General features: G+C 65.1%; 19 protein-coding genes. 9 read left to right on the forward strand and 10 right to left on the reverse strand.

What is annotated here, in order from left to right:
• The first annotated feature begins 153 nt into the window (after positions 1–153).
• Positions 154–612, forward strand: coding sequence for a hypothetical protein (locus BN4346_RS32430; protein WP_154677574.1), 459 nt, complete (start codon positions 154–156; stop codon positions 610–612).
• Positions 613–618: 6 nt separating this feature from the next.
• Complete coding sequence (locus tag BN4346_RS32435) at positions 619–1,521, forward strand: hypothetical protein (protein ID WP_067970918.1); 903 nt, start codon at positions 619–621, stop codon at positions 1,519–1,521.
• Between the two features lie 484 nt (positions 1,522–2,005).
• Here BN4346_RS32435 and BN4346_RS32440 read toward each other — a convergent pair whose 3' ends face one another.
• From BN4346_RS32440 to BN4346_RS32455, 4 genes are all read right to left on the reverse strand, one after another.
• Positions 2,006–2,209: a cold-shock protein gene (locus tag BN4346_RS32440; protein ID WP_067970920.1), complete on the reverse strand. Its 204-nt coding sequence runs from the start codon at positions 2,207–2,209 to the stop codon at positions 2,006–2,008.
• A gap of 178 nt (positions 2,210–2,387) precedes the next feature.
• Positions 2,388–3,113, reverse strand: a complete 726-nt coding sequence (locus BN4346_RS32445) for a mycothiol-dependent nitroreductase Rv2466c family protein (RefSeq protein WP_067970922.1) — start codon at positions 3,111–3,113, stop codon at positions 2,388–2,390.
• Positions 3,110–3,928 (reverse strand): maleylpyruvate isomerase family mycothiol-dependent enzyme, encoded by an 819-nt coding sequence (locus BN4346_RS32450; protein WP_235653601.1) that lies wholly within the window; start codon positions 3,926–3,928, stop codon positions 3,110–3,112. Before BN4346_RS32450 ends, BN4346_RS32445 begins: the two co-directional genes overlap by 4 nt.
• Before the next feature lie 79 nt (positions 3,929–4,007).
• The gene (locus BN4346_RS32455; RefSeq protein WP_067970924.1) at positions 4,008–5,405 is read right to left on the reverse strand and encodes a TIGR00366 family protein; all 1,398 of its coding nucleotides are present in this window, start codon (positions 5,403–5,405) and stop codon (positions 4,008–4,010) included.
• On the opposite strand from BN4346_RS32455, the gene BN4346_RS49890 reads away from it, so the two are divergent.
• From BN4346_RS49890 to BN4346_RS32480, 5 genes are all read left to right on the forward strand, one after another.
• On the forward strand, positions 5,371–5,718 hold the full coding sequence (locus BN4346_RS49890; protein ID WP_407695133.1) for a Wadjet anti-phage system protein JetD domain-containing protein: 348 nt from the start codon (positions 5,371–5,373) through the stop codon (positions 5,716–5,718). The two genes, BN4346_RS32455 and BN4346_RS49890, sit on opposite strands and share 35 nt — an antisense overlap.
• A gap of 47 nt (positions 5,719–5,765) precedes the next feature.
• Positions 5,766–6,221 carry a helix-turn-helix domain-containing protein gene (locus BN4346_RS32465; RefSeq protein ID WP_067970928.1) on the forward strand — a complete coding sequence of 152 codons (456 nt, stop codon included), beginning with the start codon at positions 5,766–5,768 and terminating at the stop codon, positions 6,219–6,221.
• Positions 6,222–6,285: 64 nt separating this feature from the next.
• Complete coding sequence (locus BN4346_RS32470) at positions 6,286–6,876, forward strand: PIN domain-containing protein (protein ID WP_067970930.1); 591 nt, start codon at positions 6,286–6,288, stop codon at positions 6,874–6,876.
• 67 nt (positions 6,877–6,943) lie between these two features.
• Positions 6,944–7,447 (forward strand): STM3941 family protein, encoded by a 504-nt coding sequence (locus tag BN4346_RS32475; RefSeq protein ID WP_067970932.1) that lies wholly within the window; start codon positions 6,944–6,946, stop codon positions 7,445–7,447.
• Positions 7,448–7,522: 75 nt separating this feature from the next.
• Complete coding sequence (locus BN4346_RS32480) at positions 7,523–8,278, forward strand: DUF1295 domain-containing protein (RefSeq protein ID WP_067971154.1); 756 nt, start codon at positions 7,523–7,525, stop codon at positions 8,276–8,278.
• A 23-nt stretch (positions 8,279–8,301) separates the two neighbouring features.
• Here the strand turns inward: BN4346_RS32480 and BN4346_RS32485 are convergent, their stop codons facing one another.
• The 4 genes from BN4346_RS32485 to BN4346_RS32500 all read right to left on the reverse strand — a co-directional run bounded on the left by BN4346_RS32485 (position 8,302) and on the right by BN4346_RS32500 (position 10,828).
• On the reverse strand, positions 8,302–9,123 hold the full coding sequence (locus BN4346_RS32485) for a nuclear transport factor 2 family protein (protein ID WP_067970935.1): 822 nt from the start codon (positions 9,121–9,123) through the stop codon (positions 8,302–8,304).
• 53 nt (positions 9,124–9,176) lie between these two features.
• Positions 9,177–9,572, reverse strand: coding sequence for a type II toxin-antitoxin system VapC family toxin (locus BN4346_RS32490; RefSeq protein ID WP_067970937.1), 396 nt, complete (start codon positions 9,570–9,572; stop codon positions 9,177–9,179).
• Positions 9,563–9,784 (reverse strand): type II toxin-antitoxin system Phd/YefM family antitoxin, encoded by a 222-nt coding sequence (locus BN4346_RS32495; protein ID WP_047318945.1) that lies wholly within the window; start codon positions 9,782–9,784, stop codon positions 9,563–9,565. The genes BN4346_RS32490 and BN4346_RS32495 overlap by 10 nt, the downstream gene beginning before the upstream one ends.
• A 66-nt stretch (positions 9,785–9,850) precedes the next feature.
• Entirely contained in the window at positions 9,851–10,828 is a 978-nt protein-coding gene (locus tag BN4346_RS32500) for an NADPH:quinone oxidoreductase family protein (RefSeq protein ID WP_067970938.1), read from the reverse strand.
• Between the two features lie 99 nt (positions 10,829–10,927).
• On the opposite strand from BN4346_RS32500, the gene BN4346_RS32505 reads away from it, so the two are divergent.
• Positions 10,928–11,914 carry an alpha/beta fold hydrolase gene (locus tag BN4346_RS32505; protein ID WP_067971156.1) on the forward strand — a complete coding sequence of 329 codons (987 nt, stop codon included), beginning with the start codon at positions 10,928–10,930 and terminating at the stop codon, positions 11,912–11,914.
• A gap of 17 nt (positions 11,915–11,931) precedes the next feature.
• Positions 11,932–12,930: a TIGR03617 family F420-dependent LLM class oxidoreductase gene (locus tag BN4346_RS32510; RefSeq protein ID WP_067970941.1), complete on the forward strand. Its 999-nt coding sequence runs from the start codon at positions 11,932–11,934 to the stop codon at positions 12,928–12,930.
• A gap of 10 nt (positions 12,931–12,940) precedes the next feature.
• On the opposite strand, the gene BN4346_RS32515 is transcribed toward BN4346_RS32510, so the two are convergent.
• Positions 12,941–14,056 carry a hypothetical protein gene (locus tag BN4346_RS32515; RefSeq protein ID WP_067970942.1) on the reverse strand — a complete coding sequence of 372 codons (1,116 nt, stop codon included), beginning with the start codon at positions 14,054–14,056 and terminating at the stop codon, positions 12,941–12,943.
• Complete coding sequence (locus tag BN4346_RS32520; protein WP_067970945.1) at positions 14,056–15,195, reverse strand: phosphotransferase family protein; 1,140 nt, start codon at positions 15,193–15,195, stop codon at positions 14,056–14,058. The genes BN4346_RS32515 and BN4346_RS32520 overlap by 1 nt, the downstream gene beginning before the upstream one ends.
• Positions 15,196–15,211: the final 16 nt, after the last annotated feature.

Genomic DNA, 15,211 nt, shown 5'->3' on the forward strand with positions numbered 1-15,211 from the left:
GAAAGGCTACGTCGGGCGCTGGAGCGATCAACGACGCGGGTGGGAGACCATATGGTGAACGGGGACCGACAACTCGCGCTGGCGCGCCTATTGCCGGCGGTGGTAGCCGCCCATGATGCGTGGGCCGGAGCGCTCGGCGATGCAGACCAATGGGTGATTCTGATCGACGAGGCGGGGGAACCAACCACCGCCCTGCCGCCGGGCGCCGCGTCACAGGCCAAGCCCATCACGCCGCTGAGCGAAGTTGTTCGCAGGCTGCGGACCTTCATCGTCGCCGACAACCGCTCGACGTTCCAGGAAGTCCTCGATCTGGCCGACGAGTTGGGCGAAGAACCCGAACCGGAACCCACGATCGTGGTGGTGCGGGACGCGGGCCGGATTGCCGGTGTGGCGACCGCGGCCGACTTACGAAATCAGCTCTTCCGTATCCGCTACAGCAGTCGCGGCGTCACGCTACCCGGCCCCATCACCGTGCCCAAGATCGTCCGACGCTGCAATTTCATCGACGATGATGAGGCATGCGGGTACACGAAGCGTTTCGCCACGCGGCCACCGCAGATGCCCCCGTGCCCGAACCCCCGCACTCTCAGCGACCACCTGTTCGTCTGGTAATTGACGATGCTGGGCACAATATTCGGCAAAACGGCCGACCTGCTGGACAAGCGTTTCCTCGTGGGTCTGCTCCTGCCATGCGTGGGCTTTCACGCCGCGCTGGCAGCCCTCCTCGTCACAGCGCTGGGATGGGATGACGCGCGCCAACTAGTCGCCACAATCCCGAGTCCCGAGCGGTGGTTCCTCGCGGTCGCGGCGGCGGCAGTGGTGCTGGTCTTCGCCGTCTTGCTCGGCACGCAGATCAACACACTGATGAGATGGTGGGAAGGCTACTGGCGGCCGCGCTGCGCTCGGACCCCCGGGGCGGCAGTGCAGCGGTGGCGCTACGGTCGCCTCGACGACGAAGATCCCTGGGACTCAACCCAGATGTTGCGCGAATATCCCCGCGAAACAGCCGATTTCCTGCCCACAAGACTAGGTAACGCCCTTCTGGCGGCAGAAAACTACAGCCGCGATCGCTACGGACTCGACAGCGTCTTGTTCTGGCCACGCCAATACCTGTTGCTCACTGACACCATTCGCACGGTGGTCGACGATGCTCGCCGGGCGATCGACCAGTTCATCGTCATCGCTTCCCTGTCGGTGCTCACCGCGATCATCACCACGGGTATGGGCATAGCAGGGCAGCTCACTGACCGCGTGTGGATCCCCACTGGTCTCGGTGCAGCCGGGCTGGCCCTTGTGACCTATCGCTCGGCGGTGCGCGAGGCCATCACGTTCGGCGATCTCGTGCGATCGGTCTACGACCTATATCGACGCGACCTCCTGGCCGCGCTCGGCGTCGCGGCCGCCGTTACCCCCGAAGACGAACGCCGACTATGGAAGGCACTCGGGCAGTATCTCTTCCGGGGCGCTACGGACTCAGGAGACGAAGCTCTCATCCGCTACATCCCACCGCAGAAATCGTGATGATGGCCGCCTCGCCGAGCGGCCCTTCGGGCGCACGCCGAGCCCCGGTTGAGGGGCCTGCGCCGAACGCGGCTCTCGCCCGGGCCGAGAGGCGCTAACCGCCAGCAGCGGTTGGACGCCTACCGCAGCTACTCTCAGATACTTAGTGCGTTAAGTAAGCTCCCATCATTCAGTGCGCCTGCGCCGCCGTGTTCTGCTCCAGGGGCAGGTACTTCTTAGAATCGAGTGAGGCAAACGGCCCAAAGTGTGAACGGATTTGTGAACGAAACCGTCCGCAACAGCGGCGACCGCATCGACACGGCGTGACATGCGAGACGGCAGAGCTCAACCGCGGGTTCGCCCTTGGGGTGCTGCGGTGGGCTGGTAAGAGCGGTAGCCGGGTGGTTCATTCACGGGCGTCGCGGATGGACGTCCAGCGCACGGATCACAAAAAAGACTGCCGCAGCTTGCGCTGCGACAGCCTTTTTGAAGTCTGCGTGTTCGATCAGATGACCGTAACGCCCACAGCCTGTGGACCTTTCGCGCCCTGCTCTACCTCAAACTGAACCCGAGCGTTCTCTTCGAGGGTGCGGAATCCGCCGCCACCGATCTCGGAGTAGTGAACGAAGACGTCAGGCGCTCCGCCATCGGGGGCGATGAAGCCGAAGCCCTTTTCGCCGTTGAACCATTTCACAGTGCCCTGTGCCATTACTTAACTTCCCTCATTTTCAAGCACATCGAGAAAGATATGCGTCACTGACGGTAGCACGGATTGTCAAGGGGAGTGGACCTCTGCTTGTCCGGGGGCAGCGACGCGGTGACGTCGGCCATATCAGGCTGCACAGGACGCTGCTGGATCCTGTTCCGGCGCAATGGTGATCATTGGCCTACGGTTCATTTGACGCGGGCTGACCGTCTTCCCGGGCAGTGAAGGTGACTACCTCTCCGCGGTTGATCGACACCCAGTCGCGGGCCTGAAGATAGGGACTGAAGGTTTCGGCGATGCGCTGTTCGTCGGCGGGAGTCTTGGGCCGCTGCAGCTCGTACAGCTGCGGAAACTCGGTCCAGCCGACCACGGCGTCCCACAGGCGCAGGGCGGCATCGCCGGTGGGCGGATCGATGAGCACCGGCCCGAAGAGGCATTGCCCGTCGGGAAAGAACAGCGTGGGTACCCCGTAGCCGCTGGCGGCGACCACCCGTTGATGGTCAGTCAGTACCTCGTCGCTGGTGGTCGGGTCAGCGATCGCCTGGTCGGCGAGTTCCGGATCGAATCCGAGTTCTTCGAGCAGCCGGCGGGCGACCGCCTTCTCGTGCGGCTTGCGGCCCTCGACGTGCAGAGCACGACCGGCGCGCTGGTACCAGGCATCGACATCGGCCATCGATTGGCGGCGCAGCAGTGCTCCGATGCGCATCATCGACCAGCCATAGGACCACTCGCGTTCCCAGGGATGCTTCTTGCCTGCTTGGCGGTTGATCTCCTCCAGGCTGAAGAAGCGCCAGTTCACCGTGAGGCCGGTAAGGGCGCGGACTTCCCGGATCCACCGCGACGTCTGGTACGCATACGGGCACATGACGTCGAAGTGGAAGTCAACGAAATCCGGGCGACTGGTCACATCGTGAACCTCAGGTTGCGGGCGGCGCGGTCGCCGAGTTCGCCGTCGCCCGTCCAGGTGATGGCGCCGGAGTCGATCTGGGCCTGCGGGTCGATGCGTCCGCATGCCAGTTGGATGAAGGTGGTGGAATCGGTGACCACTGTTACATCCGGGTTGCTTAGGTGGTCAACAGCTTTGGCTCGTCCGTCCACGGCGACATGTAACTGGCGGGTGAGCGGTCCGGTGAGATCGAAGGTGATGCTCTTCCCGTCGGGAAGGCCCACCTTCTTGCCGACGATGTAGCCCAGGGAACCGGCCACTTCAGCCAGCGCGATCTGGGCCCCGAGGCCGGCGTCATCGGTTGTGCGGCCGAGTGGGGTGGTGATGTCTCGTTCGTGCACCCAGAAGTCGAAGACCCGGATCTCCAGGAACCTCCCATAGGTGGCGGGGCCGACCGGAGTCCACGATGGCCGCATCAGATCCGCGTCGGACAACGCGGCCAGATCGCGTCGGCGACGGTCATAAACCGCGCGCACCAGCTCGACGTAGGCGGCGCCGTCGGTGTCGGCCTCGCGCAGGAAGTCCGCGGCCTTCTCGAACGGCGGCAGGGTGCGATCGTCGTCGGGCAGCCATCCAGCCATGACCGCTTCGATGCTGGTGACGTGGTTGACCACGTCGCGGATCGTCCAGTCCGGGCACAACGACTGAGCCCCCCACTCGGCGTCGCTGAGATCGGCGCAGAGCGCTTCTATCGCGGCGTAGCAGGCCCGCAGGGCGGTGGCGATCCTGTCCACACGGTTGGCTTCCGGTGTCTCCAATGCCGTCCGCTCCTTCACGACAAAACCTCGAACTGCACTTCCAAGACGAGCATCCGACAGGCCAGAGCAGATATCAAGGAAATGGCGACGCTGGCCCTCAAATCACCCACGGTGCAATCAACGTCATCGTCCCCAGGCCCACCAACCCGATGACGAACGCCACGATGGTAAAGCCCATCACCTGACGGACATTGAGCTTCGCGATCGCCAACAGTGGCAGCAGCCAGAACGGCTGGATCATGTTCGCCACGCCTTCGCCGACGGCAACGGCCATGGAGACCAACCCGAGATAGGCCGGCGACTGCTGGCCGATCGCCAGTGCAGAGTCGACGGCGATCGGGCCCTGCACCGCCCAGTGCCCGCCGCCGGACGGCACGAACAGGCTGATGATCACCGAGCCGATGAACGTCAGGAACGGCAACGTGTACTGGGTCGCGCCGTTCACCAGCGTCTGGGCCAGCAGTGTCTGCAACGGCTTGGACCCCTCGGCGCCCTGATACGCCAGCAGCCCGACCAGGCCGCCGTAGAGCGGATACTGCAGCAGCAGGGGTCCCGATACCTTCGCGGCACCGGTGAACGCCCGGATGAATCGAATCGGCGTGCGGTGCAGCAGGGCGCTGGTGATGGTGAACAGCATGATCATCGAGGAGATATTCAGCGCGAAACCATTGGCCACGAAGTACGTGATGCCCGCCGTGAACAGCAGCACATTGAGGATCCACTGGTTTTCCAGCCATTCGGCAAATGTCTTGCCGGTCGGTATCTCAACGGCTGCTGTGTCGTCGTCGAACACCGCCGGATCGGGGGCCAGGCTTTCGGACGGCTCCATCCGCCATACCGCGAGCGCGAGCACCCCCAACACGGTGATCGCTGACAGCCAGCTGTACGGCTGGAAGATGGTCTGGCTCAACGGCACAGTGAATCCGGCGATCTTGTGGATCACGTTGATGGGGCTGCCGGCGTCGGTGTTCGCCAGCGCGATCGACGACGAGAGGCCCTGCGTCCAGACGATGAAGCCCATGAACGCGGCGGCGATCAGGTAGCCGAAATGCGAGTCGGGGAATCGTCGCGCCACTTGCCGGGCGACGAGTGCGCCGGCCACCAGTCCCAGGCCCCAGTTCAGCAGGGACGCAGCGGCACTGACGGTGAAGCAGAGCAGCGCACCCTGCACCTGGTTGCGCGGCAGTGCCGCGACGCGGACGATGGCCCGCTTCAGCACGGGCGCTTCGGCCAGTGTGTAGCCGGTCACCAGGATCAGCACCATCTGGAACGCGAACGTGAAGATGTTCTCCCGCCCCCACACCCCGGCGTACCAGGCCTGCAGCATGCCGCTGGCCGACGCTCCACGCACCAATGCGGCGACCAGTGCGGCGACGATCAGCGTGAGGATCACCGCGAACAGATACGGGTCGGGCATCAGGCGCTCGACATAGCGGACGCTGAGTCCGGTGAGCGATTGCATGACGCGCCGATGCTTAGTCCGTGGCTCAGTCATCGCACAACCTCTCGTCACAGAACGCGTCGTATTCTTGCAAGGCCGCTCATCCTGCCAGCGTTTCAGCGCATGGTGGCGTGCAGCGCGTCGGTCATCGCCCGAGGTATTGGCACAGCTGGCGGTGCCCCCGCGAACCGCACTATCGGTGCTCACCCGACTGACGCCGTCTGAGCATCATCGCTATTCGGAGCTGGTCACCGATGGGCTGGGCGAAAGGGTGCGACTTGAACAGGAACGCATCGACTGGGCTTGGGTCGAGCAGCGGCTGTCTGACGCTATTGCCGGCTGCAGCTGCACTGACTTGCACTTATAAGTGCAACACCGCTAATCTTGGTTGAAGCACCACAAGGGAGGTGAAAAATGGCCTTCGTTCAGAGCAGGGAAGACAGGCTGGTCCTGGCTGTGGATGATACCGAGATTAACGAGGCGAAGTCCCTGGTTGATTGTCTCGACCGGGCCAGTGGGCCGGCGGTGGTCGAGATTGCCGCACCTGACGTGAACAAGATGGTGGTTCCGTCCGCTCTTGCAGGGCTGATGCGTGCTGTGCTCGACGGCATCGGCCGTGGGGCTCAGGTCACTATCCAGGCAGTGCCGCGAGAAGCAACTACGACGACGGCGGCGAAGATGCTCGGTATATCGCGTCCGACGTTGATGAAGCTGATCGCCGACGGCAAGTTGCCAGCGCATAAGGTCGGCTCGCACACCCGTCTCTTGACGGCTGAGGTAATGGCCTTCCGTGAACGGCAGCGCGAAGCACAACGACGTGCTTTTGACGAGTTGCGGGAACTCGACGAAGGCCTGGAGATGGCCCCTTAGCGCACGCAACACGCGGAGGCCCCATGTCGGTCTGTGTCGCACGCGCGACATAAACTCCGGGGCCATGGCATTGGGCGCGCTGACGACGACTGTGTTGCCTGATGCAAACATTCTTTATTCCCGCACGTTGCGCGACTGGCTGGCGCTGTGCGCGTTGTACGGGCCAGACGGGTGGTATGAGGTCCGCTGGACAGAAGACATCCTGGCCGAGACGTTGTATCACCTCAGAAAGAACAACCCCAACGCCTCCGATACGCAAATCGGCGGGGTTCGGGACAAGCTTGTGCAGTCGTTCAATGAAGGCCGGATCTCCGGCTATCGAGTCGATCCCGACATCGGTCACCCAGATATCTTCGATGCACATGTCCATGCCGCGGCTGTGCACGCTGATATCGACTTCGTGATCACGGCTGACCGTGACTTTAGCCAGTGGGCTGAACTGCTCGACAGCCTTTCCTACGAAGTGCATTCACCGGATAGCTTCTTCTGCCTCCTGGACGATTCATCGCCCAAGTCCATCCGTTACGTGGCGCAAAAGCAACTTGAGTATTGGTCGAAGCGTCAAGGTCGATTTAACCTCTGCACTCAGCTGATCAACGCCGGTGCTCCTGGATTCGCCGAGCGGGTGCGTGTCCACCTGGCGTCGCTCTGTTGACCCATCCTGTCGGTTCGAGGCTACGGCGTCATCGGCGCCCATACTGGTAGTCGACAGGGGAGGCCACATGCCGTTCGAAGCGCATCCGGACCGACGCAAAATCGCCACGCTGCTCGCCATGGCGATCGCGTTCGTCTTGATCGGGGTGCGGTTGGCCGGGGGATTCGGGCCGGTAGGGCCTATCCGCGGCTGGTCGCCGCAGGCCCTGCACGTCTTCGGATGGTTCGCGATCGTCTTCTTCGGGTTCGGTGTGGCTGTGCTCGTATCGCGGTTGTTCTCCGCCGGAGCCGAAATCCGCGTCGACGCCGAAGGCGTCTACGGGCGGCGCAACGGCAACCGGGTGATTCCGTGGAGCGCCATCGAGCGCATCACCACCGTGGACGGCGGCCGGGTGCAGCTGGCACACCTGTTCCTCGGCGACGCCTCCGCATTCGCGGGCCGGAAAAGGCTGGGGGGCAAATCCTTTGGTGACGTCACGCTCTCGCTGCAGGGTACCGACGGCAAACTCAGCGACCTGCGTGCCGCGTTCGACTACTTCGCGCCGGGCCGGCGGGATGAGTCCGCGGGCTAGTCGCCCCGTCCGCAGCACCGCTGAGCCGGTCGCATGTGCTAGTACTGCCTAGCATCCTGGATGAAAGGTTCCGCCATGGCCGGTCTGTATCACGCCGCTGTCGTCTTCCTGATCGTCTTGACGATCGTCACCTTCGTCAGCAGCTTTTGGTTCACCAACCCCTATGGCCGCTTCGCCAGTCCGGACGACCGCTTCACACTGCCGGGAAAGATCAGCTGGCTGATGTTCGAATGCCCGCAGTGGTGGGCGTTTACCGTGACGTTCTGGTTCGTCGCGCACTCGCATGGGGCGCCGGCGATCGTGTTGTACGCACTGTGGCAATGCCACTACCTCTACCGCGGTTTGATCTATCCGCTGAGCCGCAAGGGCGACGACAAGCGTTTCCCCATCTCCGGTATCGCCTTCGGTTTCACCTTCAACGCCATCAACGGGTTCGCCAACGGTTACGCCGTGGCCCTGGCCCCGCACTTGCAGCAGGAGAGTTGGTTTGTCGACCCCCGCTTCATCCTGGGACTCGCCGTGGCAGTGGTCGGCTGGGGGATCAACTTCCAGGCTGACCGCATCCTGATCGGCCTGCGCGCCGACGGCAGCAGCGGGTACCGCATCCCCTACGGCGGGGTGTACCGCTGGGTGTCTTCGGGCAACTATTTCGGTGAGCTCGTCTTGTGGGCGGGCTGGGCGATCATGGCCTGGACGCTCCCCGGCCTGATCTTCCTGCTGTTCTCCATCGCCAACCTGGGGCCCAGGGCTATGGCTACCCATAAGTGGTACCAGCAGAAGTTCCCCGACTACCCGCCTAACCGCAAGGCGCTCATTCCCGGCGTGCTGTAGCGGCTCGCCGCGCGGCGTCCGCCTCAGATATAGAGGCGGACAGCGGAAATCGCGCCCCGGTGAGCGGCGTCCTTGGAGAACTCGAACAGTCCCACCCCGCGCCTGCCGTCCAGGTGCACGGTCGCAGTGACGGTATGCCCTGCGGCAAGGAGCTTTTCGGCCTCAAGGTGCCGTGCTGCCGAGACGAACTCGGCAACCGGGGTCTCCGACACCCCGTCCAGGCTCAGCGTGGCATTCGGAGTCAGCAGCGCCGACACTGCCGCCGCATCACCGCGCGTCAGCGCTGCGACAAGGTCTTCGACCCGACGTTTTCCGCGCTTTCCTACCCCGGAAAGGCCGCGCAGGAATCCCGCACAGCCCGAAAGCCCTTGATGGCGAATCAGCTGGGGGCCCAGGATCACCGAGGCCAGCAGGCCGCGGCCGCCTGAGGTCAGGAGCTGTCCGACCATCTTCTGCAGCTCCCAGTGCGCGAACAAGCGCTGGACCTTCAGCGAGCTGTCCGGCCCCTGCGAGACCAGGTCATAGCGCAGGTGCATCGGGATGTGCATGGTGACGCCCGTCGACATGGTGGTGTGCACCGTGAGGTCTCGTAGCACCGACATGCCCGCGACCACATCGCGCTGCACGTCGAAGGCAATGGTGTTCGGTGCAATGAAGGTGTCGAAGAAACGCCCGATGGCGGCCGTGCCGACATGCGGAGTCGACCCGACCGGATCGTTCACCTGCCCGTCGGCGGCGAAGAGCCCGACCCACGCCGATTTATCGTGTACCGCGACAGCTTTCGGCGACTGCTCGACGGCCTCGAGCAGTGCACGGTCGCTGTGTGGGGAAAGTCGATCCGCCATCGGGATTCCTCTCGTTTCGAAAATCTCGGTACTGCTCTGACGACCCGTAAAAGTCACCACAACATAGGAACGCCGGGAAGGCCGGCGAATCCGGCATCACCGGTGATGAGGGTCATCGACTCGATGATCGCCTGAGCCGCCAACATGCGATCGAACGGGTCCCGATGATCCCAGTCGAGTCGTCCGGCCAGGAGTGCATGCTCCTCGGTGATCGGCAATCTGCTGGCGCCCAAGCGATCAAGATGCCTGGAATAGGCGCCAAGGATTGCATCTGCTTGAGGAAGCTTGCCCAGCCGCTGCTTGGTGGACAGTTCCCAGGCCGACACGGTCGACACGACGATGGGGGCGGAGCGATCGGTGAGGACTTTGCGGGCATTGCCACCCAGGCGGGCGGGCGCCGTGAGTGCCCACAGCACAGCATGGGTGTCCAGCAGGTAGGTCACTGCCATGCGGTGAGTTCTTCTTCGGGCAGTGGGTCGAAGAACTCCTCGGGAACCGCATAGGTGACGAAGCCGAGTTCGCGATCATCTTGGCTGGCGAGCGGGACAAGGCGGGCGGCCGGGTGGTCGCCGCGGGCGATGACAAACTCCTCGCCGCCCTCGACGGCGGCGATCAGCGCGGACAGGTGCGTCTTCGCGTACTGGACCTTGACCTGCTTCATGGCATCGATGCTAAGTAGTTGACCAGGGTTGGTCAACGTTGTTGGTCAACTAGTGTCAAGTTGCGGCTAGTCACGCATCCGCAGCACGACTTTGCCGGCCGCGGTGCGATTTTCCAGTGCGGCCAACGCATCAGCGGCCCGATCGAGGCCGAACACATCCGGTTGCGGCGCAGCCACCGTCCCGGAGGCCAGCAGCGGCTCCAGCGTGTCCCATTGGCGCTCCAGCTCGCCCGGATGCGACATCACCCACGCGCCCCAGCCAACGCCCACCACGTCGATGTTGTTGAGCAGCAGCCGGTTCACCTTCACCGTCGGGATGTCGCCGCCGGTGAAGCCCACCACCAACAGCTTTCCGCCGGGGGCCAGCGAGCGCAGTGAGTCGGTGACGCGGTCACCGCCGACGGGGTCGAGCACCAGGTCCACGCCGCGCCCGCCGGTCAGCTCTGCCACCGCCTCGCGGAACCCGTCGGCGAGCACCGTGTCGGTGGCGCCGGCAGTCCGGGCCACCTCGGCCTTGGCCTCGGTGGACACCACCGCGATCACCCGCGATGCCCCCAGCGGTCCGGCCAGTCGCAGGGTGGAGGTGCCGATCCCGCCGGCGGCGCCGTGCACCAGCACGGTGGCGCCTTCGGTCAGCTGGCCGCGCGTGGTCAGCGCGAACAGCACCGTCAGGTCGTTGAACAGCAGGCCGGCACCGGCCTCGAAGGACACGGTGTCCGGCAGCTTGAACACCTGGGCGGCGGGCACCGCGATCACCTGCGCCATCCCGCCGTTGAGCATGGTCAATACCGCCACGCGGTCACCGGGGCGCACCTGCGCGCCGGCCGGGGCGCTGCGCACCACACCGGCCGCCTCGCCGCCCGGCACGAACGGCAGCTCCGGCTTGTGCTGGTAGAGCCCGCGGGACTGCAGCACGTCGGGAAAGGCCACCCCGGCGGCGTGGACGTCGATAACTACCAGGCCCTCGCCGGCGGCCGGCTCGTCGAGATCGACTACCTGGGCAGCTGTCGGTCCGTCGAGTTGGGAAATCTGTACCGCGCGCATGGGCGAACCCTTCGTCAGTAGTGCTTTCGGGGAAAACCTAGTCCACCCAGGCGTATGCTCGCGATGCGGCAGCGTTGCCGCATTTCCGATGAGGTGGCGATGAGTGCTCAAGGGTCCAGTCGGCGGCGAAGTGTCGGTACGTTCCCGACAGAGTTGCCGCCGGCCCGCACCATGGCGGTCCGGGCGGCCGACGGAACAAAGCTGCACACCCAGGTCTTCGGGCCGGCCGACGGCTATCCGATCGTGCTGGCGCACGGCATCACCTGTGCTATCCGGGTGTGGGGACAGCAGATTGCCGACCTGAGCGCTGATCACCGGGTGATCGCCTACGACCACCGCGGCCATGGACGCAGCGGGGTGCCCAAGCGTGGCGGATATAGCCTGACGCACCTGGCATCCGATCTGGACTCGGTCCTGGAGGCCACCCTGGCGCCGGGGGAGCGTGCCGTCATCGCCGGACACTCGATGGGCGGCATGGCGATCAGCGCCTGGTCGGACCGCTACCGGCATCGAGTGCACGAGCGTGCCGATGCGGTGGCGCTGGTCAACACCACCATCGGCAACCTGCTGGCCGAAGTCGAACTGTTCCAGGTGCCACCGCCGTTGCAGCGGACCCGGGTGCAGGCAGCCCGCCGCGGGTTGTTGGCGTTCGGCAGTGTGCCGATCGTCGGCCCGGCGAACCTGGCAGTACGGCGGTTCGTACACATGCTTGCCGTCGGCGGTGAGGCCGATCCCTGGGTCGCCTCGTTGATCTGCGACCTGTTTGCCAAGACGCCGGCAGTCAGCCGCGGGCACTGGGTGCGGGCGCTCATCGAGGCGCTGGGTCCGGCGTCCTACATCAACCTCGACGGCCTGACCGTGCCCACCTTGGTCATCGGCAGCACCCGCGACCGGTTGTTGCCGCTACGGGCCTCACAGCGGATCGCCGACGCTGCACCCAATCTCGCCCGGTTCGTCGAGCTCAGCGGGGGACACTGCTCGATCCTGGAACACCCTGCTGAGGTGAACCGGGAGCTTCGCGAGCTGGTCGAGCTGGCCACCGGATCCGCGGGTGGGTTGGCCGTCGGGTCCGAGCTCACTTCTTAAGGGCTTGGCGAAGCGCGTTGAAAGTCCTCACTGCCCTTAGCGGGCTGACCGGTGTCGTCGAGCAGGCGCGCGAGCTGCGCGGCGCCGGCGTCAGCGGGGTCTTCACCTTCGAAGGGCCGCATGATGTGTTCGCACCGTTGACGCTGGCCGCCGGTGTGGGCGGCCTGGACCTGATGACCAATGTCGCAATCGCGTTCCCCCGCAACCCGATTCATTTGGCCCACCAGGCCAACGACCACCAGCTACTCAGTGGCGGGCGGTTCGTCCTGGGACTGGGCACGCAGGTGCGCGCGCAGATCGAGAAGCGATTCGGTGCGGCCTTCGACCACCCGGTGGACCGCATGGTCGAATTGGTTGCCGCGCTGCGAGCGATCTTCGAATCCTGGAACACCGGTGCCCGCTTGGACTTTCGCGGCGACTATTACCGGCACACGCTGATGACGCCGACGTTCAGCCCCGGACCGAACCCGTACGGCCCGCCACCGATCTACGTCGGCGCGCTGGGACCACTGCTGACCCGTGCGGCCGCTGCGCACGCCGACGGATTGCTGGTGATGCCGTTCTCCACCAAGCGATTCCTGCATGAGAGCACCATGTCCGCGGTGCGCGCCGGGCTTGCGCAAGCCGGCCGTCGTGCCGAGGATTTCGCGGTCGTGCCGGAAATCATTGTGGCCACCGGCGCCACCGACGCTGAGCGCGAGGCCGCCGAAGCCGCCACCCGAATGCTGCTCGGTTTTTACGCGTCGACGCCGGCGTATGCCCCGGTGCTGGCCACGCAGGGTTGGCAGGATTTGCAGCCCGAGCTCAATGCACTGTCCAAGCAGGGCCAATGGGCGCAGATGGGCGCACGGATCACCGACGAGATCCTGCACACCATCGCCGCGTGCGGTACTCCGGCGCAGGTGGCCGCCCGCATCCGCGACCGGGTCGACGGAATCGCCGACACGGTCTGCATTTACCAGGCCGCGCCGATCGCCCCGGCAGTCGTCGGGGCGATCGTCAGCGAACTGTCCTAACGGCCGAGCCTTACGGCGCCATGGTGACCCAGTCGGGGAACCCCGTCGGGTCGTGCCGGCCCAGCACACCGTGCTCGTAGAGTCCCCAACCCTCGACCGGGGCGGCGTCGCCGTCGCGGCACACCGCGCGCCCCACGTGGTCGATCATCCCGAAGCTGGTGCGCCCCAGGATGCCCGGATCGTTCATGTCATAGGTCAGGCGCTCGGTGAACTTCTCGCCCTTCCATTCGCCGTGCAGCCAGTCGATGTCGCCGCCATAGCCGCCGCCGACGTGAATGGGCACCGGCAGTTTGGATTCCACCTCGAACACCACCGGGGTGCCGTCGGGGCGGGTGGCCTCGATGGTGGCTCCGGTGGCGATGCGGGTGCCGGATCGGTAGCGAGTGGAGATCCGTGGCCAGCCCAGCTGTTCGACCCGGCCGTCACGCCAGACCCGGCTGCAGTCGTTGAGCGAACGGAAACCGCTGGGCTCCTCCTGGATGATCATCACCACCGCGAAGTCCTCGAACGCCATCGGCAGATACAGCCACCACATGCCGTCGAACGGCGGGTCGGCGGGCCGGCCCGCCGGTTCGCGTTCACCGACCGGGCGGATGCCCCAGGAGCGGTCCCGTGATCCGATCCAGACCGCGGGATCAACGGCGATCTCCTCGCCATCGATCAGGATCTGTCCACTCCAGGCGCCCAGTTGAGCGAAGCGCTGCGCGTCCAGGGTCACCCGGTTGCCGGTCCGCAGGATGTGCCGCTGTTCCTGAACCGGGTCGAACAGGCCCTCCCAGCGCAGATCGAGCGCGATGCCCTCGGTCTCATCCATGACCACCCGCAGGGAGCGCAGCGGATCGGTGACCTCGATGCGGTAGGCGCCGATGCGCTGGTTGAGCCGGTCTTGGTCGATGGCGTCGGACAGGTGCACCGCGGTCTGGGTGTCGCCGCGGCGGACCAACACGTAGGCGTCCTTGACACCGAGGTTGGGGTAGTAGCCGCACCCGGTGATCAAGAAGATGTCCCCGGTACGGTCGTGGGCATTCAGATAGCACCGGTCGTAAAAGTTGCGATCCGAGGAGCCCGGCCAGGCGATCGGCTGCGGCAGTTGGTGAACCGGGAATTCGTCGAGTGGTCCCAGCATCAGCTCTGTTCTCCGATCAACTTCTTGAGCAATCCGGCGTGATAGAACAAGGATTCGGGGTCTTCGGGCTTTTCCATCTCCCCGAAATGCACCCGGCGGGACCCGGTGCGCATAAACACGATGGCCCACATCACGCCGGCGTAGACGTAGAACCAGTGCAGATCACCGAGCTCGACGCCGGTGAGCTTCTGGTAGGTGGCCCGCACCTCGTCCTCGCGCAGCACCTGCGGAAGTCCAGGGAGCCCGGCCAGGCCGGCAAGCTCCTCGAACACCAAGTGCGCGAAGATAACCCACGAGACATCGAGCTCTCGCGGCCCCAGTGCCACCATCTCCCAGTCCAGCACGGCCACCGGCCGGAAGTCGCGGTAGAGCACGTTCCCAACCCGGGAGTCGCCCCAACACAACACTGTCTCGCCGGCGGCCACGTCGTCCGGCCAGTTCTCCTCCAGCCAGGCCAAGGCGCGGTCCAGCAGCGGCGAGCGCCCCATGTCGGGCACCGCGAACTCGTACCACTGCCGCACTCCCTCGAAGTGCCGGCGCAGCGCGGTGGCCCCGTGCGATCCCTCGTCGAGGAAGGCGAAGGTCTGCTCGGCATCGCCGATGGCGTGCAGCTTGGCGAGCACTTCGACGGTGGAGTCTTGTAGGGTCCGCTGCTGCTCGGCTGACGCGTCGGCGAACCAGTTGCCGCCGAAGGTGTAGGGCATGACATCGGGCGGCACCTCGCCGTCGATGCGGTCCATCAGGAAGAACGGCCGGTCCAGCACGTTGCCGGTGGGTTCGATCCATCGGACTTTCGGCACCGGGACGTCGGTGAGTTCACCCACCAGCCGCATCACCTCGAACTGGTGGTCAAGCCGGTAGTTCGGGAACACTGGAACGTCTTCGGCCGCGGGCGCCACCCGCATCACCCAGCGCTGTTCGACCTGGGCGCCATCGGCTGTCCAGCGGCCGGTGAGCATGATCGTTTCTGACGACATGCCGTTGGTGTCGACACCGCTTTCCACGGTGATCTCCGGCGTGACCGCGCCGGGCAACTGGGTGGCAAGCCAGCGAGACACTACCGTGGGCAGTGTGGTGACATCGCGGCTAGAACGTTGGATCCGGCCGACGTCTTTTTCCACAGTCGGATGGTCGACCACGGTTGTATCCTCCGTT

Origin of the sequence: Mycolicibacter icosiumassiliensis (assembly GCF_900078685.2) — a bacterium.
In the GTDB taxonomy this organism is placed as follows: domain Bacteria; phylum Actinomycetota; class Actinomycetes; order Mycobacteriales; family Mycobacteriaceae; genus Mycobacterium; species Mycobacterium icosiumassiliensis.